The sequence below is a fragment of the Methylocaldum gracile genome, assembly GCF_053646815.1.
Map to the genome: position 1 here is coordinate 1,471,517 of NZ_CM132196.1, position 25,146 is coordinate 1,496,662.

Here is a 25,146-nt window from a genome sequence, read left to right on the forward strand (position 1 = left end):
CATTACGTAGGGTGGGTTAGCCCCTCGGCTCCGCTCGGGACAGGCCCTTCGACAAGCTCAGGACAGGCTCCGCGTAACCCACCGACCCTTCGACTTGGCTCAGGACAGGTCCGAGGCCGCTCGGTGGGTTACGGCGCACGCGAAGCACAGTGATCGGCGATCGGTCAGTGCTGACGTGCGCCTAACCCACCCTACGAAAATGAATGCCTGATTGAAAGCGATTTGGAAGAAATTCCGGCACAAGAGGAGAATCTGTCAGAGCACTTTGAAACAGTGCAGTGCTTGACGGAAAGCGATCGTTGTCAGAATGTCAGAACAATAGCTTTTTTCCGGCCGAATCGATTCATAGTCGATTATCGGAAATTCGGCGTCGAATCAGAACTGTTCACGAAACCCCGTCCACCATTCGCCGTCAGCCCGTGTCAAGAAAGCTTGGCCTGCATGAACGGCAGCCGTCACCTCGCTTCTGCGGGCATGCACCAAAGCCAGCGTCGGCGCCCGGTGATAGCTGCGGCACCGGTTGCGATACAGCGGATCGATAAGCCAGGCTTCCAGCCGGCCCTGCACGGCCGTCGCGCCGCGGCGGTCGGCATCGAGCAGCAGGGATGCGAAAATTTCGTTCTCGTTATTTTCGTCCGCGACGATCTGCATCACCTCCGCGATGCGGCTGGGCGAAAGGTAATAAAGATACCATCCCGACAGCTTACCGTTCGAATCGCGGACCTGCCGTCCGATCAGCGGACCCCGCGAGGTCACGCTCGACATCTCGTCCAGCAGCCAGGCCAGATAGGATTTGCCGTAATCGGGGTGAAGACGCCAGCGCGCCGAGAGCCTAGGCCAAGCCGCCGCCATGGCTTCCGGCGCGAGATCTTCCTCGACAAGCTTTTCGGTGGAACGTGCCGGACGCAACATGCCGTTTTTCAAGAGACTCCGTGCCGCACCGTCGAGCAGCACCGAAAGCGGTCGGGACATGCTTACGACCGGCCTGAGAGCAGGATGCTTCCGGCCGATGTATTGGCTGGCGAATGCCGCCGGCCGGAGTAACCGTATCCAGCCCAAGGAGTGCAGGTGCGCGGTCTGTCCTCCCAGTTGCTCCCACAAATAACGCCCCTGGTCGTTTGCGCCGTCGGTAATCGATAAATCCTGAGGACCGCCGAGAAAGTGCCGAAGCAAGAATACGCCGGCGCCCTTGGCCCTTGCCTCCGGAAGTGTCGCGAACGGTCCGCTGCACGCCATGCGTATCGGCCGGCCGTCGAAGATCATCCGCTGCACGCTCACTCTCAGAAATCCGCCGATTCGGCCTTGAGCATCCTCGTAGACCAGCGACGGAATCTCGGGATCGTAGCCTGGCGGATCGAGACACATGCGGCGTACATAATCGGCCAGTCGGTCCGGTGCCGCGGAGCGATCCGAGCGGAATACCCGTTCGAGGACTGCCGCTACCGCCGCGATGTCATTAGACGTGAGCGGGCGAATGGACTGGCGCCGCAGAATCCTGACTCGCGCCGGCTCAAGCGACATCGGTGAGATTCCGCCGGCTTTCGATATAAGCCGCAATTCGGCTTACCGAGCGAAATTTTTCCAGGTTCAGATCCAAGTCGTCGATCGATACCGAGATGCCGAACTCCCGCTCCAATTGAGCGATCAAGTTGACGAGCAGTAGAGAATCCAGCAATCCGGCGTCCACCAGATCGGTATCGGGCTCGGGAATTTCGATGTTGAGGCGATCGAAGAGGAGGCGCGTAACGGCTTGCATCAGTGACTCGGTGCTTTGAGGCATTTTGTTCTCCGGTGCTCATGGGCCAATAAATCGAATAGCAGACGGTCCAGGTATCGATCGCCCAACCGGTGACAGCGTCGTTGCCGCCCGATCGGTCGAAAACCGGTTTTCTCCAGAACGCGGATCGACGCGACGTTTCCCTCCACGGCCCACGCGTTAATCGCTTGCAGCCCCAAGCTGCCGAAGCCGTGGTCCAGTAACTGGCGGACTGCCTGGGTCGTATAACCGCCGGTTGCGTACGTCTTGTCGCCGAGCACGTACCATAAAGTGGCGGTTTTGAAGAAATCCGTGATGCTGCTGAGCCCGACGATGCCAATCGGCTGTTCGCTCTCCGGCGGCGCGAAAAGGCGTAAACAGTGGATGTCGCGCTGGACCATCACCTGCAACAGCATTGGCGTCAGGATTTGCACGTCGCCGCCGAAGTCCAGCCATCGATAGTTCTCTTCGGCAGCGAGCCAGTCGGCGGCGGTCGCCAACCACTTGCCGTCAAGGTTCCACAGCTGTGTCATGTTGAAAGAGGCTCCGCAAACGAGGCCGGTCGATTTTGCCGTTAGCGTTCTTGGGGAGTCGCTCCAGTGGCAGCCAATGCATCGGTAACGCATAGCCCGGGAGCAATCGAGACGCCTGCTCTCGCAAATGGGCTGCCGACACCGTTGAACCCTGCCGCGGTACGTAGGCGCAGCAGATGGCATTGCCCTCGAATCCGTCGGTCGGCATGGCTACTACGGCACATTCTTCGAGGCTCTCGATCGAATGGAATGCCGCTTCGACTTCTCCGAGCTCGATCCGGTAACCACGGCTCTTGATCTGGGTGTCGGCGCGTCCAACGAAGTAGAACAGGCCATCTTCGCCTCGTCTCGCCAGATCGCCGGTCTGGTAGATGCGGTCTTCGGAGCCCGCCGCGTGGGGATGGGGCAGAAAGGCCGCAGCGGTTTTCTCAGGGTCCTTCCAGTAACCGGGGCTCAGGCCCGCTCCCCCGATGTACAAATCGCCGATTTCGCCGGGCGGAACTTCGTTCAGTTTCGAGTCCAGCACCAGCAACTCTTCGCCGGCGCAAGCGGTGCCGATCGGAATGTTAGCCAGACCATTCCGTGGGCATTCGGGGACGGTGTAATAACTGCTTGCGATGGTTGCTTCGGTCGGACCGTAAAGATTGGTAAACCGGACGTGCGGCAGTCGCTGCATGAAATGGATGAGGATCGGAGTGGGCAATACCTCGCCGCACCACAACATCCGCTTGAGAACCGGAAAGTCGTTTTGCATCACGACCCCGTGCTTGGCCATGAAGTTCAATACCGATGGGACCGAAAACCACTGATTCAACTCGGCCGAGCGGATGAATTCGGCGAGTTTGTGCGGCAATAAATTGAGCGCAGACGGGATCATGTGCAGCTCGGCTCCCGCCGAAAGCGTGCCGTAGATGTCGAACATGGACAGATCGAAATGCAAGGGCGTGTGGCCCGAAATCCGGTCGCCGGGTTCGATGCCGAAGTAACTCCGTGCCCACTCCACGAAGGCGATCACGTTACGATGAGTGATGACCACCCCCTTGGGGACGCCCGTCGAGCCGGAAGTGAATAGAATGTGCGCGATATCTAGCCCGTTGTTTTCGGTCTCCGGCGGTACGGAAGGATATGTGTCCACCTCGGTCATATCGAAGCATGCGGTGAATTTCCGTCCGTTCAAGCGATATTGCTCGATCGAGCCGATCATCATGGGGTAGTCGCCGATCTCTTCAAGGATGTCATCCAAGAGTTTCACCGCCTCGGACGAGACCAGCGCTCCCCACGGCTCGGAAATTCTGATCATCGGTGCCAGGCGCGCGGGGGGGCTGGTCAGATCGATCGGAACATAAACCGCATCTGCCTTGAGCACGCCTAGCATGGCCACGACGGCAGCCGGCGATTTAGGCAGCAACAGACAAATTCGATCGCCGCGGCGGCAACCGGCTTTTAGCAAATGCCAAGCCAAGCGCGAGCTCGCTGAATCCAGTTCTCCGTAAGTCAGAGAGGAACTTCCCAGGGTAACGGCAATGGCATTTGGGCGCAGCTCGGCCTGTCGGGATACGTAATCTTGCAACAGTTCGGGCACGGTGCTTACCCCTTTAGGGATTCTAGGGCTTCGCGAAAAACGACTGCCGTATGCTCCAGTTCTTCCTCGCTGGGCGGGATATCGAGAATGAAAGTACGATAGCCGAGCCTGACGTAGCTGGCGATTTCCCGTGCCACCCGTTCGTAACAGCCCACCAGATAAGGGCAAAACGTCTGGTAATTGTGGAAGGGGCCGAGCCAATAGGGGTTATCGTCGTCCACGGCCGCTGCATGCGACGACAGCTGTTTATGCCAGTCGGAGTCCGACACTTTCATTGCGAGATGATGGGTCAGCTGCCCTTCGCGGGTTTCCGGAAAACGCTCTAAGGCGGCCCGCCATGCCTGCTCGGCCGAGGAACGTGCCACGATGCCCACCCGAACGCCGCAGGGCACTCCGATATCCTTTTCTACGCCTCGCTCTTCATTTGGAGGCAAGGGGTACTTGATCGCGGTTGCGCCTATCGCGTGAGCCGCCGCCATACCGGCATCCGACGAGCCCGATATCAGGATGCCGGGCTGCAGCGAAGGCGGCAGCGACGGAGACATCTTGAGATTGTGGACGTGGTAATACTTTCCCTCGAAGCTTATGCCCGCCGGGCTCTCCAGCAGTTGCCGGATAATCGTCGTGTACTCGACCGTACGCGCGTAGCGCTGGTCATGGGGCGTATCATCGCCAAGGGCCGACAGATCGTTGCGGAAGCCGCCGGCCAGCATGTTCAAATAGACACGCCGCCCGTACAGAAATCCTAGCGTCGCGACTTTCTTCGCGGCCGTATAAGGGTGCATATAGATCGGCTGAACGGCCACCAGCGGAGCTAAGGTCGCAGTGTGTTCCAGAATGATTTGACTCACCAGCCACGGGTCCGCCAGCGAGTTGTCGGTGTAGACCAGAATGCCTCGGCATCCGATACGCTCGCTCCAGCGGGCTACCTCGATGACACGCTGTCGATAGGATTTCGGATCGCCGGTAGTGGATTGAGGGCAGGTCGAGAAAACGTCGATCGCGTCAAGACCGATGCGGCTTTCTCCGGAAAAATCGGCAGATGCACTGTTACGCTGAAGCTGCGACATAAAGCCTTCCTTGGAAATGTCGTTCCAGATCGTTGGTTAAAGCCTGCCTAGCGTGCGCAAAGCGGCCATTGTCCTTTTCGGCCGGGCAGTCGGATCGCGATTGGGCTTGACGCTTTTTCGATTCGGTGTCCGTGAATCTCTGAGTCAAGAATTGGCGTGTCGTTGCCCGATCGATACGTTCATATAAACGTCTTGTGGTCCGGTTCGCCCATTCGTACGTTTACCTATCTTGTCGGGTACGCCGTCTTCAAACGGTCAGCAAAATAGCGCTGCATGAATCGGCCCGTCATCGGCAGAATGGCGACGCCGAGGGATACGTAACCTAACCGGATTCTGCGCCATGCTTCTTGCATGCCCGAAAAATCACTCCGCTGTCGTACTCGGTCCAGGTAGAGCAGGATGGCGTCGCGTGCCCGGCCCGCATGCCCGGATGCCAGATTGTCGATGGTCTGGTGAAGTTGAATGATGGTGGGATCGATTCCGTAATGGCGGAGAATATCCGCAACCTGCATATAGCCGGCCCCGAGTCCGCTCAACTCGATGGCGAGATTGAGACCCAGCAGTTCCGGGAAATAGCGGTCCTTGAGCAGCCCGATAGCCAGCATGTAAACCGGCAATTCAAACGCGGCGTCGGTTAATCTTCGATCCTGGGCGAAGCCTTCGGTCTCGAACTCGGGAATCGCCAAGTCCAAGCTCTCCAGCAGCCGTCGATAGACATTGGCATGATTGCGTCCCGGTCTGCCGTTTCCCACCTCGTCGGCATAGATATGCAACAGATGCCGTTCGATCTCGCCGAGATTTTCGGAGGCCGTCGGAATGGCGGCCAGCCAGCAGCCGTCGACCAGAATGGACGGCGCCAGTTGCAGAATTGCCCAAAGACAAAACTCCCGCCCAATCCTGGGATTGCCGTTCAGGGGACGATAGCGCGCGGCTTCCTGCCGATAAGCGGCTTCTATCCACTCGCTGAAGGCCGCCGGATGATAATGGCGCAAAGAACGACGGATCGGTTTCAGCAAGTCCAGCCATCGGCTGCGGCCAAGAATGCGCTTCACCGCGATCGTCGCTTCGGGCGGGCAGTCGCCGGCGGATTCGGCACGGAGCAGCGCGGAGAAGAGCCGTCGGCGGCTCATGGCAGGCGGCGAGGGCTGGTGTTTTTTCGGTCCAGCCCGTGCGTTCTGTGGAGTTGGCACTGCACGGGGTTCGCTAATGGACCGGCGAGCCGTTTCGCCGGCGTCGATTGCTTCCGATTCGGCATCGGGATTTTCGATCCAGTTGAGACAGGACCGCCGTTCCTCTTCGGTGAACACGCCGAACATGGCGCCACCGAATTGCATGGCTCGAATCAGCCGGCCGGCGGCTGGACATCGGAGATCCACATAAGGCGAGGTGCGCAATGCTTCGAGCATCGCACCGGGATCGTCCTCGGCCTGTGCCAGCCATTGATCAAGGCTACGCTCTTGGAGCATCACCCGACGATGGTAGCCGATGGCGTACCGGCGCTTCGCCCTAACGATGTCGGCCATGGCGTCGGCGGCCGTCGGGCGTCGATTCCGGTCGGCGGAGAAAGCGAGCAGAAGTGATTCGAACGCATGGCGGTAGAGGTGCCAGCCGGCGCGGATACGCGCCAAGTGGCCGTATTCCCGGAGGTGGGACTCCAACGCAGCTGATGCCAAAGGGCGGACAGCGTTCGAAAATCGTTCCCGTGCCGAAATCCAAGCGGTTTCAGGGCTATCCGAGAGAGTAGCCCACCAAGCCGAATCCAAAAAGCAATGAGCAAGGGTGTAGCCCAGCAGCTCCGGAAAGAAGGTACGGGGTTTGTGCATCAGGCCGAGATGGAGGCAGGGCATGCGCAGGGCGAAATCGGGGAAACGCCGGTCGCTGAAAAAAGTAGGGCTGTAAATGGCCGGGAGCGTTATGGTCGAATTCGTCAACAAGCTCCGGAAATGTAGGGAAAGGGGCGGTGAGTCGTCCTCCAGCCCGATCGTTCGGCAGTAAATCGCAAATAGGTGACCGTGCGCGGACAAATGGCCCGTGGCCGGCTGGGATACGCGGGCCAGCCACGCGCCTTCGAGCAACGCGCTTGGACTGAGAGCCAAGAGCAACGATCGTCGTTCGGCTGGGTCGGCGACATTCGGCGCGTTAACCGGCACCCAGGTTTCGAGTTGGAAGTCGGGTCGATTTTGCTGCTCTTGAGCTTCGATCAAAGCGGCTTTCACGAACTCTTCGGCGGTTTGCAGAGTTCCTCGATCGGGAGGATCGTTCAGCAGAACCTGGCAAAGAGAGCGGAAATCCGGCGACGCGGTCATGGCTGAAGACCTGGCTTGGTGAACAGATGATCGTCGATGACCAGGGCGTCGAGGCCGGACGTGAGCAATACGCCGGCGGCGTCCTCCACGCTGTGCACGATGGGTTTGCCCATGACGTTGAAGCTGGTGTTGAGCAGGACCGGCACGCCGGTTCGTCGATGAAATTCGCCGAGCAGCGCATGAAAACGCGGATTCCAGTCTTGCTTGAGCGTTTGCAGCCGACCGGTGCCGTCGACGTGGACCACGGCGGGCACCCGGTCAAGTACGGTGGGCCTGAAGCGCAGGGTACGATCCATATAGGGGCTTTCCTGGTAGTTTTCGAAGAAATTCGGACCGTGCTCGTGCAGAACGACCGGCGCATAGGGACGGAAGCGTTCGCGGAATTTCACGTCTCGGTTGATGCGCTCGCCCATGTCCCGCGACCTGGGGTCGGCCAGAATGGAACGATTGCCCAGCGCGCGGGGGCCGAATTCGGCGCAGCCTTGAACCCAGCCCAAGATTTTTCCCTGGGCCAGAAGATCCGCGGCAGCGGTTATTACGGCTCCATCCGGCAAGTGTCGAACCGGAAGTTGTGCGTACTGAGCGAGACGTTCAATGGCGTCGCGCTTGATGCGGCTACCTAAATAGGGCGAAAGGCGGCGGGGTTCCGTCCGGCTTTCCGGATGGTCGTCGTGAAACGCCAGCAGGGCTGCGCCTAAGGCGGTTCCGTCATCGGCAGGTGCCGGCGGGACGTACAGCGATTGGAACGGCGTATGAGCCAACAGCTGACCGTTGCAGACCGAGTTGAGCGCGCATCCTCCCCCGAAAGCCAGATTATCGGACGAGGCGAGTTCGTGGAGATTGGCGATGAGCCGGTTGACGGTCTCGGTGAAGAAATGCTGGCCGGTATGGGCCAAATCCGCGACGGCCTCCGGTGCTTGATCCCTCAATCTCCGACGGGTTATCAGGCGGTTCAGGTACTCGAAGAATCGTTCGTAATCGGGAGCCAGGCGCAAACCCTCGATCCGCATCGTGCCGCGCAGCCAGCTCAAGACCTCCTCGTCGATCCGTCCGTAGGACGCGAGCCCCATGACTTTCCATTCCTCGCCGCCTATCCAATCGAAACCGCATAGCTCGGTGAGCTTCATATAGTAGAATCCCAAGCTGAGCGGGCCGCGTGCTTCGAAGAGAGGTTTCAGGCGTCCGTTGCGATAGGCGAAGAACGCCATGGAGCCTTCCTCGCCATAAGAATCGATTACCGCGCAGGCTGCCTGGTCGAAAGGACTCCCGTAACACGCCAGCGCGGCATGAGTCAGATGATGGTCGTAATGGCGGAAACGGACGGATGCGCCGGGAAAGTCGCGGCCCAATGTTCGCGCCAGGTTGAGCCCGATCCGCCGCATGGCGTGGTGCTGGCAAGCCAGCATGTGGTGGATCTGATACATTTCCAGCCACGTGGTAAGGCGGCGTCCTTTGCCGTTCAGGATGCCCCGGGGCGACAGCCAGCCGAGCATCTTCGCGAGTCTTTCGTAGATCGGCCGGGATCGGCGCCAGTTGCAAGCAATGACGAATTCATCGGCATCGCCGCAATGCTCGCTCAGAAGCTTAGGGATAAGGTATAGGTTGTCCGGCTCGCAATTCAGGGCGCGCTTGTATTGAAGGTGGCGTTCGGTAGCCTCCGCGAATAAGATCTCGCCCGCATGGTTCAGGATGGACAGCGCCGGATCGTGATAGGTCGCGCAGAGGCCAACATAATACGTTCGGGTGTCGTGTTTTTTCATCGCCGATTCCGAAAGCCTATGGACATTCTAACGAAAACTGCGGGGGTCGGGATTCCGAGAACGGTTCGTCTGCCGGATTTTCTACCGCCTTGGTGGTGCGGTTTCGGTCTCAGCCTGTTTATGCCGATCTGCATTTTCGCGTTTTTCGCAACCGGCCCCCATCCGGCGGTTCAGGCCTTGGCTTGGACATTGCCGATGGGCGCACTCTTTGCGGCCGATTGTTTCGGTCCTTCCGAGCGGCGGTCGGTGCCTGCCGACGCTCCGCGCTGGTTTTTCGACGGAATCCTGTATGCGCTAGTTCTATTGCAGATACTGAACGCCCTCGCTTTGGGACTCTTGGTCTCGCGGCTTAGATGGGCCGGCCCGCTGGAAGTTGCGAATAGCCTGGGCAATCTGTTGGCCGTCCGGATCATGGCCGGAGCCAATTTTTGCTGCGCGGCAATTTGTCCTGCCCACGAACTCATCCACAAACATCGCCGATGGCACCGGATGCTGGGACGATTTCTGTTTGCCACCGTGTTTTACGATCATTTTTCGATCGCGCACAAGCGGGCTCATCATGCCATGCTGGGCAGTGCGCTGGATCCGTCGACCGCTATTGCGGGCGAATGCTACGAGGACTTTTTTCGGCGCGTGGCGATTCAACAATGGCGGATTGCCTGGAATGCCGATCGAAGGGCTACTTTGACCGGAGCGGCCGTCGAAGCCGTTTGGCTCGCAGCATACGTCTGGCTGTTCGGGCTCTTGGCGGCTGCGGTGTTTCTGCGATGCGCCTATCTCGCCATACGGATCTTGGAATCCGTCAATTACTTCCAGCATTACGGTTTGACCCAAGCCTCCGGCCGGTCGCGTTTAGCAGCCTGGCGCAACGACTCCGCGGTCAGCCTGTTTCTGTTTCTGGGCCTCACGCGGCACGCCGACCATCATCGTCGCCCCGGGATACCTTATCCGGAACTGTGCGCACCGACCGAAGGACCCGCCATGCCTTACGGATATTGGGGCATGGCGGTGATGGTGCTGAGGCGTAACGAGAAATACCGGGCTTGGGTCGATTCGCAAGAAAACGTATAAGATGACCGAAAGGGAGCGCTCGCGATTGTTCGCCCCTACCAATGCGCCAGCAAATGGGCCAGGCCGCGGATGGTAATGGTCGGCTTCCACGACGGATGATCGATGTTCTCCAACTGTAGCTCCGGCAGCCTGCGGAGCAGGGCGTCAAGCGCCGTCTCGAGCTCGATGCGCGCGAGCCGGGCTCCCAGGCAGTAGTGCATGCCGCCCCCGAAGGACAGCGGTTTTTGCGGAAGTTCGGCGCGTTCGATCAGGAATCGCTCGGGTTCTTTGAACACGGCCGGATCGCGGTTGGCTGCACCGAGATTGATGTAGACCGTCTCTCCTTGCTTGATCGTTACCGCCCCGACGGCGACATCCTGCATGGCAACGCGAGCGGCGATATGAACGGAAGTCTCGTAACGAAGACACTCGTTCACGGCTTGCGGCAGCAATGACGGGTTTCCTCGAAGCAAATCCAACTGCTCGGGATGCCGAAATAGTGTCAATAGCGCATTGCCAATCATATTGGCCGTGGTTTCGTGCCCCGCCAGAAACAGTAGCGCCATATTGGCGATGATTTCATCCTCGCTCAACCGGTCTTCGCCTTCCTCGGCCTGAAGGAGCAAGGAAACCAGGTCATTGCCAGGATTTTTGCGACGTTCGCGGCAAATCTCGCGGAAATAGTGGTCGAATGCGTGCGAGGCCCGGTTGGCGGCGTCGATTTCATCGGCACCGATCGGACTCAATTCGAACACCTTGACCAGTGCTTGGGTGTCGGCGAGGAATCGGAGGCTGTCCTCGAGATGTATATCGAGAAGTGCGCAGATGACCCGGACTGGAAGCGGGTAAGCGAATGTCTTGACCAAATCGGCGCGGCGGCTATCGATAAAGCCGTCTATCAGGCGATGAGTTTCCCGCTGGGCCAGATAGCGCAGTTCGGGGGCCTGTTTCACGCCGAAAGCTTTGCTGACGAGCGTGCGCAGCCGAGTGTGCTCCGGAGGGTTCATCAGCAGCATGAACCGATTCACCATCTGAAAGGCCGGCTCCATGACGGCGTCCTTTCCGTAGCGGCAGGCGAGTCCCGCCAGAAAATCCTTGCCGAAGCGGGCGTCGCGGAGAATTCGGTTGGCATCCTGGTAGCGTGTCGCCAGCCAGATGCCGGGCATGAGCGGACAAATCGGTGCGTCACTGCGCAACTTGGCATAGAACGGATAAGGATCGGCAAAGAAGGCGGGGGAGTCGATATTGATGTTGAGCACGGCGGCCAATTCTGTCCAATAGGTTGTTGGAGACGGTCGAAGATACCCGATTCACGACGGATCCATAAACGGGAGATTTTTTCCGGCACAGTTCGCTCCTCGACCGGTTGCTTGCTACTTCGCCGTCACGCGGTGAAAATATCTTCTTTTAAGGATGTTCGAAATTTCCTTCCCTCATCAGGACCACACCTCGGCCGGAAGCAATAATCATGTCAGGACTTTTTGTCGATCCTCAGTTCTGGATCGGACTCGGCGAGATTATCGTCGTCAATATCATTCTCTCGGGCGACAACGCGGTGGTCATCGCTCTCGCCGCGCGTTCACTCCCGGAACAACAGCGCAATCTCGCCATAGTCTGGGGGTCGGTTGCCGCCATTTTGATGAGGGTTGTCCTCACCATAGTCGCAGTGGAAATGTTGCGGCTTCCTTATTTGAAGATCATCGGCAGCGTGCTGCTGTTCTGGATTGCCGTGCAGTTGCTATTGCCCGAGGGCGACGGCGGCGAGGGTGTCGACGGCCACGATAATCTTATCGCTGCGATCCGGACGATCTTGATTGCCGATCTGGTCATGAGCCTCGACAACGTTATCGCAGTTGCCGCGGCGGCGAAAGGCAACGTACTGCTCCTGATACTCGGTCTGGCGATCAGTATTCCCCTAGTGATTTTCGGCAGCACCGTCATTCTGCGCTTGATGGACCGATTCCCGGTAATCATTGTGCTCGGGGCCGCTTTGCTCGGTTTCGTATCGGGCGAAATGCTGGTCACCGATCCGGCGTGGCCTGGGCCGGAGGGCCATTGGCTGCATGACGTGATCCCCTTTGTCGGTGCCGTTCTGGTGGTCTTGGCCGGCAAGTGGTTGGCGCAGCGTAAAGCGACGACGGCACAGCACCGGGTAGTGGATCTCGCCGCCGAAGACGAGCAGCCGAAATCGGGCAAAACGGGCTGACGCCACCTATTCCAGGAGAATACGAATGTTAAGAGTATTGGTTCCGGTCGATGGCTCCGAAAATTCGATCCGCGCCGTCGATCACGTGCTCAAAAAGGCAGCCTGGTACAAGGAGCCGCTGGAGATCCATCTCCTTAACGTCCAGCATCCGCTGCACGGGGAGGTACGTATGTTCCTCGATGCCGAACAGATCCGCGCTTTTCATCATGACGAGGGAACCAAGGCCCTGGAGTCGGCTCGTAAGATCTTGGATGGAGCCGGGCTTCCCTACATCGTTCATATCGGTGTCGGCAATCCGGCCGAGGTGATCGTACAGTACGCCAAAGAGAAGGCGTGCGATCAGATCGTCATGAGCGCCCGCGGCCTTGGTTCGGTCGCGGCTCTGCTCATGGGGTCGGTAGCGACCAAGGTCATCCATCTGAGCGAAGTGCCGGTGTTGCTTGTGAAGTAACCCCGTAGATGCGTGATCGCTCCGCCGCGTCATAATATGGATTGTGCGCGGCATGAACGGGTGCGGGCGCTCGTGACGTTCTCGCCTATCCAGGTTTCAAAGTGACTTGACGATCAGCCCGTTAGACTACGGGGCGACGGGGCTTGCAACCGAACGCGTCGGATTGCAAACCCCGTTATTTCATTTTGTCGATATCGAGTACTATCCGGCCGCTACGTTAAAACCGGTATTCCACGCCACCGAAGAAAGCCCGTCCATCGCCCGGATAAAACTGCGCCGCATCGCGTCCGTCGGCATTGGCGATGACGCCAGTGGTTGCCGCATATTTTTCGTCGGTCAGGTTCTTCGCCTCGAAGTAGGCGGAAAATCCTTGTTTGGTCCTATAACCAGCGCGAAAACCCATGATAGCGTAGGCATCGGCGGACAGCGTATTGGCCAGGTCGACCGGAATTCGGGTCGCGGACCACTCCACGTTGGGACCCGCGTAGAAGCCGGACGGATGCTCATAGCGGAGTTCCGCTCGCAAGTAGTGTTCCGGAATGCCTGGCAGGCGGTTGTTGCCGTAGGTCGGGTCGTTGTCGAAGCGGAAATCGTTCCACATGTAAGCCTGACGCAGAACGATGTTTTCTATGGGGCGGACCTCGAAACCGAGTTCGATACCTTGGTGTATGGTCGTGGAGTCGGCGTTTCGGGTGATCGTCGCCGTTCCGCTCGGATCCGCCGGATCACGCAGCTGCAGCAATTCGTTCTCGATCCACGCATGGTAGTAGGACAGGTCCCAGTTGACCATGCCCTCCTGTCCGCGCGTCCCGATTTCTACGGTGCTGCCGCGTTGAGCCGAAAGCTGAAGCGGGGTATTGCCATATTGAAGGGTTAGTTCGCCGAATGACGGGGGCTCGAAGCTGCGGCTGAAATTCACATAAGCTTGGCTATTGGCCGTGAATTCCCAGCGCGCGCCGATTTTCGGGCTGACCCCGAAGAAATCCTGGTGGTCGCTTTGATCGCCATTGCTCAGGAAGCGATCGGTATATTCGCGTGAGGCATAGGACAGTTGAAGGCCGGTAACCAGGGCCAATTGATGCAAGATATAGTGTTGGTTTTCGCCGTAGAGATCGATGTTGATGGCGTCTTGCGTACTCTTGGCCCTTCTGGCGCCGCGGTGGCCGCCGACGTTGACGAAACGGTCGTCCTGGGTTCGGCCGCCGGTCGGATATAGACCCAGGATGAAAATATTCTTGCGGCCGAACAAATCGTTTTCATTGGTATAACGAATGTTCATGCCGTAATCGTCGGAAACCTGGTCAAGAACCTGAAAAATAGGGTGATAAAGATCCTTGTAAGACCAGAAGCTGCTGATGTCGATGCGCTGCTTGTCGTCCCATCGCCAGGTAGTGGTATTGCCGAGCCGCATCAGCCTGAAGTCGCGCTTCTGCTGGCCTCTGAGGCTGCTTGGATTGGCCTGGGTCGGATCGTCTTCCAGTTGCGCTTTGGTTAAGCTTCCTGGTAGGTTCGATTGGGTGTTGACATAAGTGACGTAGAAGCGCGTTTCCAGGTTCTCATTGAAGCGATAGCCGAAATTGCTGAAGATGCGCTCGTTCTCCTGCTCGCTCCAGTTGCGAAAACCGTTGGTAGAAAAGAAGGTTCCGGAGATATAGTAATCAGCATCGCCGATCACTTGCCCTGAGCTCACCTGGGCACGGTAAGTGTCGAAGCTGCCGGATTCGAAGCGTAGCTGTAGAGGCGACGCGGTGTATCCGGCCCGGCTCACGAAGTTGATCGCTCCGCCAAGGGTGGTAGAGCCGTACATGAGTGCGTTAGCGCCGCGGTAAACTTCCACGTATTCGGCAGCCAGAGGCTCTACTGCCTGCATGTCGAAGCCTCCGTCGGCGAGGTTTAGCGGAACTCCGTCCTGAAGGAGTTTGATGCCGCGGCCGTGAAAGGTGCGTTGAATGCCGGAGCCTCGGATCGAGACCCGCGATTCCTCGGCACCGAATCGCGGTTGCACGTACACGCCGGGAGAGTAGTCGAGAACATCCTTGAGATTGGCGGCACGGCCCTTCTGATAGCTTTCCGCATCGATAATATCGACGCCTCCGGGAACCCGGTTAATCTGCTCGCGCGCGGTTTCGATATTAGGTACGGTGAGAGCTTGAGGTGCCGTATCGGCTTCGCCGGTAATCGTTAAAGTTGGTAACTGAGTGGGCTTGGTGTCATGATCGGCCCATGCTTTTCCCCCGATGGTTGCTCCGCTGCATAAGAGTGCGAGAGTCATCTTTAAATAGTGATTGCTCATCATTTTCGGACTTGTTGTTTTAGTTTTTTGAGACGGCTGTTAGCGTAAGCACTATTTGAGCCAGTCCGTCTTCAGGCCGAGAACTGGAGGATAGTTTGTCGGAAAGGTCGATCGGGGTGTGTGAAATCACGCATTCCTGGTCGGCGAAGTGAGGCAAATGACATGCTTGGGGTGGCGCGATAAGGGTTGGAAGTGCTCTGGCAATTTCTTGTTTTTTGCGCCCATGGCTGTCGTTGATGGAGATTGCAGGCCGATGTCGGTGACATTATTAACCCGGCCTATAAATATAGGCCGGGTTAATCCGGGGCAGGGATGCCCCGGCGCGGCGGCAAGCCGCGTGAGCCCAGGCCGGGCGTGTACCGGCTTGGGCGGCGGCCCGAAATACCAGGAGGGTATTAACGGGCCTGATTAATAATTGGTCAGCCAAAAAATTTCTTGCAGTACCCGCTTTGGGGTAGGGCATTTGCCGCATCGAGGTTTTGATGATGGGTGCGGCGGCGCTGCATCGGTGTAATGAATTTCTCACGCCGGTATTCGCGTGCGGTGCCGATGGTTGCGAGAGCTCGGGCAGTTCTCGGCAGAAAAATTGCAGAATGAACCTTCTCGAATATGCGCAGTCGAAAAGTCAGTGAAGAGGGAGGTAGATGTAGGCTTCTACGATTGTCCTTGCCCGTTTGAAGCATTTACACCGGGCGATATCCTGATAGTATTTGTAAACTATTTCAAAAAAATGGTCGGATTTATCCGACGAGGAAGTTAGACCGTGAATGACATGTTGAAGAACATAATTCTGTGGGTAGTCATCGCCGTCGTTTTGATGTCGGTTTTCAATAATTTTGGCTCCCGAAAGTCGGTCGATTCGACTATGTCGTATTCGCAGTTCATCTCGGCGGTGAACGAGGGGCAGATTAAGCAGGTGACTATCGACGGGCAAATGATCCGGGGCATGCTCGGGACCGGCGAGAAGTTCACTACTTACAGTCCTGGCGACGACCACTTGGTTGACGACCTGCTGAAGAACCATGTCGAGATCAAGGCTCAGCCGCCAGAATCTCAATCATTATTGATGCAGATCTTTATTTCGTGGTTCCCGATGTTGCTGCTGATTGCTGTGTGGATTTTCTTCATGCGGCAAATGCAAGGCGGTACCGGAGGAAGGGGGGCCATGTCCTTCGGTAAGAGCCGAGCTCGGCTGATCGAAGAAGATCAAGTCAAGGTGACGTTTGCCGACGTAGCGGGCGTTGAAGAGGCCAAGGAAGACGTTCAGGAGATGGTCGATTTCCTCAAGGATCCGAGCAAGTTTCAGAAGCTGGGCGGCAAGATTCCGCGCGGGGCTCTGATGGTCGGTCCGCCAGGGACCGGTAAGACTTTGCTGGCCCGAGCGATCGCCGGAGAGGCTAAGGTTCCGTTCTTTTCCATCTCGGGCTCGGATTTTGTCGAGATGTTTGTGGGCGTGGGTGCGTCCCGCGTGCGCGATATGTTCGAGACGGCGAAGAAAAATGCGCCGTGCATCATCTTCATTGACGAGATCGATGCGGTAGGCCGCCATCGTGGTGCCGGTTTAGGCGGTGGCCACGACGAGCGCGAGCAGACGCTCAATCAGTTGCTCGTCGAAATGGACGGTTTCGAAGGAAACGAAGGTATTATCGTCATCGCGGCAACCAACCGCCCCGATGTTCTGGATCCGGCGCTCTTGCGTCCTGGGCGCTTTGACCGTCAGATCGTCGTTGGACTACCTGACGTTCGTGGTCGCGAGCAAATCTTGAAGGTGCACATGAAGCGAGTGCCGATTGCCGACAACGTGGAAGTCGAATATCTGGCACGCGGCACCCCTGGATTTTCCGGCGCTGATTTGGCCAACTTGGTCAACGAGGCGGCTTTGTTCGCCGCCCGCAAGAATAAGCGCAGCGTCGACATGGAGGACTTCGAGAAAGCCAAGGATAAGATTCTTATGGGCGTAGAGCGCAAATCCATGGTAATGACCGACGAGGAGAAGCAGCTCACCGCTTATCACGAGGCAGGTCATGCGATTGTGGGACGGCTGGTTCCGGAACACGATCCGGTGTACAAGGTCAGCATCATGCCGCGCGGCCGGGCGCTGGGAATTACTATGTTTTTGCCGGAGCGTGACCAGTACAGTGCGAGCAAGCAGAAACTGGAAAGCCAGATTTCGAGTTTGTTCGGAGGACGTATAGCGGAAGAGCTCATTTTCGGCAAAGAAAAAGTGACGACCGGCGCTCAGAACGATATCGAGCGGGCTACCAATCTCGCGCGCAGCATGGTTACCCGATGGGGGCTCTCGGAACGTTTAGGGCCGTTGGCGTATAGCGAAGAAGAAGGCGAAGTATTCTTGGGACGCTCCGTCACCAAGCATAAAATGGTCTCCGAGGAGACGGCGCATCTGATCGATGAGGAAATTCGCTCGGTAATCGATCGCAACTATGAGCGTTCGGAGCGCTTGTTGCGAGAAAACATGGAAAAATTACATCTGATGGCTGAAGCCTTGATCAAGTACGAGACAATCGATCGTTTCCAAATCGACGACATTATGGAAGGCAAGGTTCCGCGTCCGCCGCAAAGCTGGGGCGAGGCGCCTCCGAGCGGTGGTGCTGCGGCGGGTTTGGGTGCTAAAGAGACTCCCAAGGCAAAAGGAGCTGGAGGCATCGGTAAAGCAGCGGAACAGCACTGATTCTGTTTGGTAGGCTTATTGAGACCCCCGGCACCGTGCTAGGTGCGGGGGGTTTTGTTTTTGTATGGATCGCCTACACTAGCTGACGACCTTTTACGTTCAGTTGTCGGATAGAACTTGTCCGTTGGAATGGAGGGCAGTCGCTATGAAACTAAGGACATAGACGGCGCGGATAATTGCGTAATTTCCATGCTTCTTGAAAGCGGAAGGTATTAGTGTGTCCAAAAGGTGTCGACGGATCGGCTACTGCATAGAGCGTAAAATCAAAAATAATTGAATCTTTAGATTTGAAGGACGGCGAATGAAAAAATCGTACTTTGGTACAGACGGAATTCGCGGCAAAGTAGGGGAATATCCTATTACACCGGACTTTATGCTGAAGTTGGGTTGGGCGGCAGGCCGCGTGTTTTCGCTGGATCGCTACCCTTCCAATGTTCTGATCGGAAAGGACACCAGAATTTCCGGCTACATGTTCGAATCTGCTCTCGAGGCGGGGCTTGCGGCGGCGGGGATTAATACTCAGTTGCTCGGTCCCATGCCAACCCCGGCAATCGCTTATCTTACGCGGACGTTTCGAGCCCAGGCCGGGATAGTCATCAGCGCCTCGCACAATCCGCATTACGATAATGGGATTAAGTTTTTTGGGCCCGATGGCATGAAGCTTCCGGACGAGGTCGAGCTCCAGATTGAGGAGCAATTGGACAAACCCATGACGACGGTGGAGTCTTCAAGGATAGGCAAAGCGTCTCGCATCAGTGATGCGGTCGGGCGTTATATCGAATTTTGCAAAAGCACTATTCCGTCCCGCATCGAATTTACTGGATTCAAAATTGTTGTCGATTGCGCCCATGGCTCGACATATCACATCGCGCCCCATGTATTCGAGGAAGTTGGTGCGACGGTTGTCGCTATTGGCATTCAGCCCAATGGCTTGAATATAAACGACGGCGTCGGAGCTACCAAACCCGAGCGACTTAGCCGTGCGGTATTGGAAGAGCAGGCGGATTTTGGGATCGCCTTGGATGGCGACGGCGATCGGCTGATCATGGTCGATCATAAAGGGGAGATCGTCGATGGCGATGAACTCGTTTACATCATCGCTAAGTCCCGTATGGAGTGCGGTGGGTTAAGAGGGCCGATAGTCGGTACTCTGATGAGTAACTTAGGGTTAGAGCATGCGCTGGATGCGTTGGGGTTAGAGTTTAAGCGCGCTGCGGTAGGAGATCGTTACGTGATGGAAATGATGCTTCAGCATGACAGCGTGCTCGGTGGTGAAAGTTCAGGTCATATCATATGCCGGGACCGGATTACGACCGGCGATGGTATTGTTTCTGCTTTGCAGGTTATGGCAGCGATGCACGAGGCGGGCAAATCGCTTAACGAATTGAAGAGCGACATGGTCAAATACCCTCAGTGTTTGGTGAACGTGAAGGTGCGGGACAAAGTCAATTTGGATGAAATCGAGCCGGTTCAGAAGTTGAAAAATGAAATTCAGCGTGAACTTGGCAGCAAGGGGCGTATTTTGCTCAGACCGTCGGGAACCGAACCGCTAATTAGGATTATGGTTGAAGGGCAAGACGCTCATGTTGTTCGTGCTACGGCCGACCGTCTCGCAAATGCCGTCTCTTCGGCGCTGACCTAGAGATGTGTTCGTGGCGGTTATTAGATGCGCGATGATTTCATTAGCAAAAATTGAGTCGAGGTAGTCAGTCGATGCGTATCTTGCACGCGATGATTCGGGTTGGAGACTTAGAACGGTCGATTCGCTTTTACACTGAAATTCTCGGAATGAAACTATTGAGAAAGGAGGATTTTCCTGATGGAAAATTCACTCTGGCATTCGTAGGGTTCGGTGACGAACGCCACGATTCGGTGATTGAATTGACTTACAACTGGGGTGTTCATGGCTATAACTTGGGCGATGCCTTTGGGCATATCGCGATCGAAGTCGAGGACATCTACGACGCTGTCGAGCGTATAAGACGCGCTGGCGGCGAAATTTTACGCGAAGCCGGCCCCATGAAGTACGGCACCACGGTCATTGCCTTCGTGGCGGATCCGGATGGTTACAAAATTGAATTAATCGGAAAAGAATAAAGGGCTGTTGCGCTTATTTTTCATATATTAATGGCGGCTACAGTCAGGTATTGTGCCTGGCGAAAAAATGAGAGATTTGTTTTAATACTGGCTGAGCGTCGGTCTTATAACAATAAGGAGAAAGAGGATGTCAAAAGGGCAAAATTTACAAGATCCGTTCCTAAATGCGCTTAGAAAAGAACATGTTCCGGTTTCGATCTATCTCGTAAACGGGATCAAGTTACAAGGTAAAGTGGATTCTTTCGATCAGTACGTGATCATACTCAAGAACACTGTAAGCCAAATGGTTTACAAGCATGCCATTTCCACGATTGTCCCTGCGCGTCAGGTCCGTCTACCCCATGCGGCGGAAGGATTGGAAGACGAGGGTTAATCGACAGTTCGGTTCAAGCCGTAAGATGGTGATGTCGAAGTTGGTCTGGGAGAAGAGTTTACTTGTTTGAGAGGCCGAAGTCCGGCGAGCGTGCCGTGCTTGTTCATTTGGCCGCTCAGGACGAGACCGAAGCTCTTGTAGAACTTCAGGAACTCGCCTCATCAGCCGGGGCGGAGCCTGTAGCTACGGTGACAGGCAGGAGACACACGCCCGATCCTCGTTATTACATCGGAAAAGGGAAACTTGACGAGTTGGCCCGGATTGTCCGGGAGGACGAAGCAGAGCTGGTTCTTTTCAACCATCCTTTAACGCCCAGCCAAGAGCGTAATTTAGAGAGAGAGCTTTCGGTCAGGGTTGTCGATCGCACCGGATTGATTCTCGATATCTTCGCTCAGCGGGCCCAATCCTTCGAAGGCAAACTCCAGGTTGAATTAGCACAGTTGCGGCACTTATCTACTCGTTTGGTGCGCGGCTGGACTCACTTGGAACGTCAAAAAGGGGGTATCGGCCTCCGTGGTCCTGGGGAGACACAGCTTGAGACGGACAAGCGTTTAATTGCTGATCGAATACGGCTGATTCAAAAACGGCTGGAGAAAGTCGAGCGGCAACGCAATCAGGGACGCTCCGCTAGACGGCGGGCGGAGTTGCCGGTTGTCAGTTTGGTGGGATATACAAATGCCGGCAAATCGACTCTCTTCAACGCGTTGACGGGGGCTGGCGTTTATGCGGCAAATCAGTTATTTGCTACGCTCGATCCCACCTTGCGACGCTTGCAGTTAACGCCGAGTTTGACGGTAATTCTAGCTGACACGGTCGGATTTATCCGGCATTTGCCACATGAGCTGGTTGCAGCATTCCGTTCGACTTTGAAGGAAGCGGTGGACGCAGATTTATTGCTTCACGTTATTGATGCGAGTGATGAGCGGTCTGACGAAACCATATCGGAAGTCAATCGGGTTCTGAGCGAAATCGGAGCTGATCGAGTAAGACAGATTCAGGTCTTTAACAAGATCGATCGGGTTGCGGATATTGAGCCGCACGCTGAGAGAAACGCGAGCGGAGATGTCGCAAAAGTATGGTTGTCCGCCAAGACAGGTGCTGGTCTGCCTTTGCTTCACGACGTTTTAGAGGTTCTTTTTCGTCGCGAAGTGATTCACCGCAGAATTCACTTGGGTCCGGAAAACGCCGGATTGAGGGCACGGTTATATAACGCAGCGCAGATCTTGAGAGAAGAATCGGACGGAACCGGAGGGTGGGATTTGGAAGTCGAGCTTCTCAAGCGGGATGTGAAGTTATTGCATGAGCTCGACGAGCTGCAGGATTCAATTAGTGCTTAATCATCTCGATCTGGTAACAATAATGCCGGGGCATAGCATGCTTCTACCGTGAAGCACTGGGCCAGTGGAGAGCGTTCCGGCTTCCTCTCAAATGCTCGTTTTTGTATATCCAACCATTTTCCTAGATAATTCTAATATTCATGCCGCAGTAGCGGCTTTGTTATAGCTCTAGAAGAGCATCAAGTTCTGTACTATAGGAGTCATCCAATGTCCTGGAACGAACCGGGCGGTAATAAAAAAGATCCGTGGAGCGGGCGTGATCAGCAGGAGACGCCTCCGGACTTGGAAGAAGTCATGCGCGGATTACACGAAAGGATAGGGAGGTTTTTCGGTGGCGGTGAAAATGCGCCCATGAGGACGATCGGTTTATTTCTCCTGATTGCCTTGGCTGTATGGGGGCTAACCGGTATTTATCTCGTAGACGAAGGGAGTCGCGGCGTCGTTACGCGTTTCGGCAAATACGCTGATACCACCATGCCTGGGCTGCATTGGCACATGCCTGCGCCAATAGAGCACGTTCAGGTGGTCAATATGGAGCAGCAACGTTTTCTGGAAGTAGGGTATCGCTCCGGCGGGCGTCAGCAATCTTTGGGATCCGTGCCCAGGGAAGCCCTTATGCTCACGCAGGACGAAAATATTATCGATATCCGATTAGCGGTTCAGTATCAGATCAAGGATGCGAAAGATTATCTTTTTAATGTTGCTGATCCGGACGAAACCTTGAAGCAGGTTATTGAAAGCGCCGAACGTGCGGTTATCGGGAAGAGTACGATGGATTTCGTGTTGACGGAGGGACGGGGCAAGGTTGCCGACGAGATCAAGAACGAAATTCAACAAACGCTGGATCAATATCAAACCGGAATCAGAGTGAGCAATGTGAGCTTGGTGGATGCTCAGGCTCCGGAAGAAGTCCAGGCAGCATTCATGGACGCGATCAAGGCAAGGGAAGATGAGCAGCGCCTGAAAAATGAAGCGGAAGCTTATGCGAATGAAGTCGTGCCAAGAGCAAGGGGTGCCGCGGCACGTGTCTTGGAAGAATCGGAAGCGTATAAACAGCGCGTAATTGCCAGAGCAGAAGGTGACACGAGTAGGTTCAAACAGTTGCTGGCGGAGTACGACAAGGCTCCGGAGGTTACGCGAGAGCGCCTCTATCTCGATACGATGGAGGAAGTGCTTGGACGCACGGGTACGTTATTGATCGATGTCAAGAACAGCAATAATTTGTTGTATCTGCCTATAGATAAACTTCAAAAAGCTGCGTCGCCCCTGATGCCGCCCAGAGATGCCGACAATGCCACGATTACTACTCCGGAAGTATCGGACAGCGGGGCCCCTAGAACTATCCGATCAACCACTCGAGGTCGTGAAGGAAGGGGACAATAATGATTAGTAAAAATACCCTAATTCTTGCGTTTGTTTTTATTTTGCTGGTAATTACTGCTACCTCCATATTTACTGTATCGGAGACGGAAAGAGCCTTATTGCTGGAGTTTAAGAAAATCGTTCGAACAGACTTCGAGCCGGGGTTGCATTTCAAGCTTCCATATCAAGAGGTGAAGAAATACGATGACCGAATCCTCACATTGGAGTCCAAGCCCGAGCGGTTTCTCACCTCTGAAAAGAAAAACGTAATCGTTACTTGGTTCGTGAAATGGCGGATCGAAGACGCGACGAAATTCTATAAGGCAGTCGGTGGGGATAAGGCAGCGGCAAATATTCGTCTCGATCAGATAACGAAAGACGCATTGCGGAACGAATTCAGCAAGCGAACTATCCGCGAGGTGGTTTCCTTAGAGCGTGGCCAGATCCGCGATCTACTGATCAAGACGGTGAACCCTGTAGTCGATGATTTGGGAGTCGAGGTTATCGATATTCGTGTGAAAGGAATCGATTTGCCGGATGAGGTAAGTTCATCGGTCTACCGACGGATGGAAGCCGAACGCGCCCGGGTTGCGAGAGATTTCCGTTCGCGTGGTGCGGAGGCAGCCGAACGTATTCGTGCGGAAGCAGACCGTCAGCGGGAGGTGATACTTGCTGATGCCTATAGAGACTCGGAGATCAGGCGTGGTGAGGGCGATGCCACGGCATCGGAGATTTATGCTCAGGCATATAGCAGAAATCCAGAGTTCTTCGAGTTTTATCGAAGCTTGTATGCTTACAGGCAAGTGTTCAAGGACGAGAACGATATGATCGTGTTGGAGCCTGATTCGAAATTCTTCCAGTACTTCAAAAAGCCAAAGTAACCGGACTGTTGCTCCCGCATATTTTCTATTGCCCCTTTGTCCAGTCGACAGGGACAAAGGGGCGGACCGTTTGCCGTTGGCAAAGGATTCTCACACACTGCTAGGGTCAATATGAGCCTCGCGGTAACATAACTGTCGCCTAATCCATCCAGATTTTTTTCCGTTTGCTGAGCTCACCGAATTCGATGCTAACCGAAGATAATTGGCTGTTGCCAGAAGGTATTGATGAGGTCTTTCCGGAAGAAGCCGAGCGTTTGGAGCAGCTACGTCGAAAGATCATCGATCTGTTCGCCAGCTGGGGCTATCGGCTGGTGATGCCGCCGCTGATTGAATTCATTGAATCGCTTTTGACTGGTTCGGGCAACGATCTTGATTTGCAGACATTCAAGATCATCGATCAGATCAGTGGTCGATTAATGGGGATACGTGCTGATATGACGCCTCAGGTTGCGCGTATCGATGCGCGCAACCTTGGCACCGATACGCCGACACGGCTCTGTTACATGGGAACGGTGCTGCACACGCAGTCGGATCATCTCGAAAAGTCCCGGAGCCCATTGCAGGTTGGGGCCGAATTGTACGGACATGCGGGTAATGCCAGCGACATGGAGGTTATCTGCTTGATGTTGGAGATGCTTGCCATTGCAGGTATTGAAAACGTACATCTGGATCTGGGACATGTAGGCATCTATCGGGAGTTGGCACGTCAGGCCGGTTTGAATGCGCAGCAGGAGGCGGAGCTGTTTGAAATTCTTCAGCGGAAAGACTATCCGGAATTGGTAACTTTATTACATTCGCTGACGGTTAGCGATTCTTCCACCGAGATGTTGGAAGCGCTGATCGATCTAAATGGACATGAGGGTGTCATAGAGAAAGCTAGAAAGCGATTGGCAACCGCCAATGAGTCGGTACATCGCGCTTTGATGGATTTGGAATCCATTTCGAAGAGTTTGACAAGCTTGTTCCCGGCCTTACGAATCAATTTCGACCTTGCGGAATTGCGTGGTTATCACTACAAAACGGGTGTCGTATTTGCCGCTTTTGTGCCGGGTTACGGCAGAGAAATTGCACGTGGCGGCCGTTACGATGAGATCGGAAAAATTTTCGGGCGCGCTCGTCCGGCGACGGGTTTTAGCGCCGATTTGAAGGTTCTGGCACGATTGGCCAACGGAAAAGACGATGATGCGCCTAGTTTGCGCATTTTTGCGCCCGCCGTAGACGATCCCGATTTGCACGAAATAGTGCGTAATTTGCGCGGCGCCGGGCAAACGGTCATTCAGGCGTTGTATGGACAAACTGGCGAGGCTCGCGAGATGGCATGTTCACACTACCTTCAAAAGCAGGGGCTAACTTGGGAAGTCTTTCCCGTTAGCGATTGAGCCCAAAATTACCTCGAAAAA

The 25,146-nt window shown here is 55.7% G+C and carries 20 protein-coding genes; 11 read left to right on the plus strand and 9 right to left on the minus strand.

Translation table 11 applies throughout. The features are described from left to right. Positions 1 to 375: 375 nt before the first annotated feature. The 7 genes from ACWJJK_RS06465 to ACWJJK_RS06495 all read right to left on the minus strand — a co-directional run bounded on the left by ACWJJK_RS06465 (position 376) and on the right by ACWJJK_RS06495 (position 9,007). The gene (locus ACWJJK_RS06465) at positions 376 to 1,521 is read right to left on the minus strand and encodes a hypothetical protein (protein ID WP_086134110.1); all 1,146 of its coding nucleotides are present in this window, start codon (positions 1,519 to 1,521) and stop codon (positions 376 to 378) included. After that, on the minus strand, positions 1,511 to 1,780 hold the full coding sequence (locus ACWJJK_RS06470) for a phosphopantetheine-binding protein (protein ID WP_077730566.1): 270 nt from the start codon (positions 1,778 to 1,780) through the stop codon (positions 1,511 to 1,513). Before ACWJJK_RS06470 ends, ACWJJK_RS06465 begins: the two co-directional genes overlap by 11 nt. After that, entirely contained in the window at positions 1,756 to 2,289 is a 534-nt protein-coding gene (locus tag ACWJJK_RS06475; protein WP_133718148.1) for a GNAT family N-acetyltransferase, read from the minus strand. The genes ACWJJK_RS06470 and ACWJJK_RS06475 overlap by 25 nt, the downstream gene beginning before the upstream one ends. Further along, positions 2,267 to 3,871, minus strand: coding sequence for an amino acid adenylation domain-containing protein (locus ACWJJK_RS06480; protein WP_086134112.1), 1,605 nt, complete (start codon positions 3,869 to 3,871; stop codon positions 2,267 to 2,269). The genes ACWJJK_RS06475 and ACWJJK_RS06480 overlap by 23 nt, the downstream gene beginning before the upstream one ends. A gap of 5 nt (positions 3,872 to 3,876) precedes the next feature. Further along, on the minus strand, positions 3,877 to 4,941 hold the full coding sequence (locus tag ACWJJK_RS06485) for an LLM class flavin-dependent oxidoreductase (RefSeq protein ID WP_347257508.1): 1,065 nt from the start codon (positions 4,939 to 4,941) through the stop codon (positions 3,877 to 3,879). Positions 4,942 to 5,165: 224 nt separating this feature from the next. Then, a complete protein-coding gene (locus tag ACWJJK_RS06490) occupies positions 5,166 to 7,247 on the minus strand; it encodes an iron-containing redox enzyme family protein (RefSeq protein ID WP_077730570.1) in 2,082 nt (693 codons plus the stop codon). After that, complete coding sequence (locus ACWJJK_RS06495; protein WP_434113501.1) at positions 7,244 to 9,007, minus strand: carbamoyltransferase C-terminal domain-containing protein; 1,764 nt, start codon at positions 9,005 to 9,007, stop codon at positions 7,244 to 7,246. The genes ACWJJK_RS06490 and ACWJJK_RS06495 overlap by 4 nt, the downstream gene beginning before the upstream one ends. Before the next feature lie 18 nt (positions 9,008 to 9,025). Here ACWJJK_RS06495 and ACWJJK_RS06500 point away from each other — a divergent pair, with 18 nt between their 5' ends. Next, on the plus strand, positions 9,026 to 10,078 hold the full coding sequence (locus ACWJJK_RS06500; RefSeq protein ID WP_168183804.1) for a fatty acid desaturase: 1,053 nt from the start codon (positions 9,026 to 9,028) through the stop codon (positions 10,076 to 10,078). 35 nt (positions 10,079 to 10,113) lie between these two features. On the opposite strand, the gene ACWJJK_RS06505 is transcribed toward ACWJJK_RS06500, so the two are convergent. Next, complete coding sequence (locus tag ACWJJK_RS06505) at positions 10,114 to 11,316, minus strand: cytochrome P450 (RefSeq protein WP_434113497.1); 1,203 nt, start codon at positions 11,314 to 11,316, stop codon at positions 10,114 to 10,116. 209 nt (positions 11,317 to 11,525) lie between these two features. On the opposite strand from ACWJJK_RS06505, the gene ACWJJK_RS06510 reads away from it, so the two are divergent. Together ACWJJK_RS06510 and ACWJJK_RS06515 are read left to right on the plus strand one after the other, a co-directional pair. Then, positions 11,526 to 12,263 carry a YjbE family putative metal transport protein gene (locus tag ACWJJK_RS06510; RefSeq protein ID WP_434113494.1) on the plus strand — a complete coding sequence of 246 codons (738 nt, stop codon included), beginning with the start codon at positions 11,526 to 11,528 and terminating at the stop codon, positions 12,261 to 12,263. A gap of 25 nt (positions 12,264 to 12,288) precedes the next feature. Beyond that, positions 12,289 to 12,714, plus strand: a complete 426-nt coding sequence (locus tag ACWJJK_RS06515) for a universal stress protein (RefSeq protein WP_156879778.1) — start codon at positions 12,289 to 12,291, stop codon at positions 12,712 to 12,714. Between the two features lie 217 nt (positions 12,715 to 12,931). Here ACWJJK_RS06515 and ACWJJK_RS06520 read toward each other — a convergent pair whose 3' ends face one another. Continuing rightward, positions 12,932 to 15,010, minus strand: a complete 2,079-nt coding sequence (locus ACWJJK_RS06520) for a TonB-dependent receptor domain-containing protein (RefSeq protein WP_434113492.1) — start codon at positions 15,008 to 15,010, stop codon at positions 12,932 to 12,934. 769 nt (positions 15,011 to 15,779) lie between these two features. Between ACWJJK_RS06520 and ftsH the strand changes: the two genes are divergently transcribed. The 8 genes from ftsH to ACWJJK_RS06560 all read left to right on the plus strand — a co-directional run bounded on the left by ftsH (position 15,780) and on the right by ACWJJK_RS06560 (position 25,125). Next, positions 15,780 to 17,696, plus strand: a complete 1,917-nt coding sequence (gene ftsH / locus ACWJJK_RS06525) for an ATP-dependent zinc metalloprotease FtsH (RefSeq protein ID WP_156879779.1) — start codon at positions 15,780 to 15,782, stop codon at positions 17,694 to 17,696. A 301-nt stretch (positions 17,697 to 17,997) separates the two neighbouring features. Beyond that, positions 17,998 to 19,338 carry a phosphoglucosamine mutase gene (glmM, locus tag ACWJJK_RS06530; protein WP_077730577.1) on the plus strand — a complete coding sequence of 447 codons (1,341 nt, stop codon included), beginning with the start codon at positions 17,998 to 18,000 and terminating at the stop codon, positions 19,336 to 19,338. Between the two features lie 71 nt (positions 19,339 to 19,409). Beyond that, positions 19,410 to 19,793, plus strand: coding sequence for a lactoylglutathione lyase (gloA, locus tag ACWJJK_RS06535; protein ID WP_077730578.1), 384 nt, complete (start codon positions 19,410 to 19,412; stop codon positions 19,791 to 19,793). 127 nt (positions 19,794 to 19,920) lie between these two features. Then, the gene (gene hfq / locus ACWJJK_RS06540; protein ID WP_077730579.1) at positions 19,921 to 20,166 is read left to right on the plus strand and encodes an RNA chaperone Hfq; all 246 of its coding nucleotides are present in this window, start codon (positions 19,921 to 19,923) and stop codon (positions 20,164 to 20,166) included. Positions 20,167 to 20,228: 62 nt separating this feature from the next. Further along, positions 20,229 to 21,503 (plus strand): ribosome rescue GTPase HflX, encoded by a 1,275-nt coding sequence (hflX, locus tag ACWJJK_RS06545; RefSeq protein ID WP_156879780.1) that lies wholly within the window; start codon positions 20,229 to 20,231, stop codon positions 21,501 to 21,503. A gap of 207 nt (positions 21,504 to 21,710) precedes the next feature. Then, complete coding sequence (gene hflK / locus ACWJJK_RS06550; RefSeq protein ID WP_077730581.1) at positions 21,711 to 22,886, plus strand: FtsH protease activity modulator HflK; 1,176 nt, start codon at positions 21,711 to 21,713, stop codon at positions 22,884 to 22,886. A 2-nt stretch (positions 22,887 to 22,888) separates the two neighbouring features. After that, entirely contained in the window at positions 22,889 to 23,746 is an 858-nt protein-coding gene (gene hflC, locus ACWJJK_RS06555) for a protease modulator HflC (protein ID WP_077730615.1), read from the plus strand. Positions 23,747 to 23,931: 185 nt separating this feature from the next. Continuing rightward, positions 23,932 to 25,125, plus strand: coding sequence for an ATP phosphoribosyltransferase regulatory subunit (locus tag ACWJJK_RS06560; protein WP_077730582.1), 1,194 nt, complete (start codon positions 23,932 to 23,934; stop codon positions 25,123 to 25,125). The last annotated feature ends 21 nt before the right edge of the window (positions 25,126 to 25,146 follow it).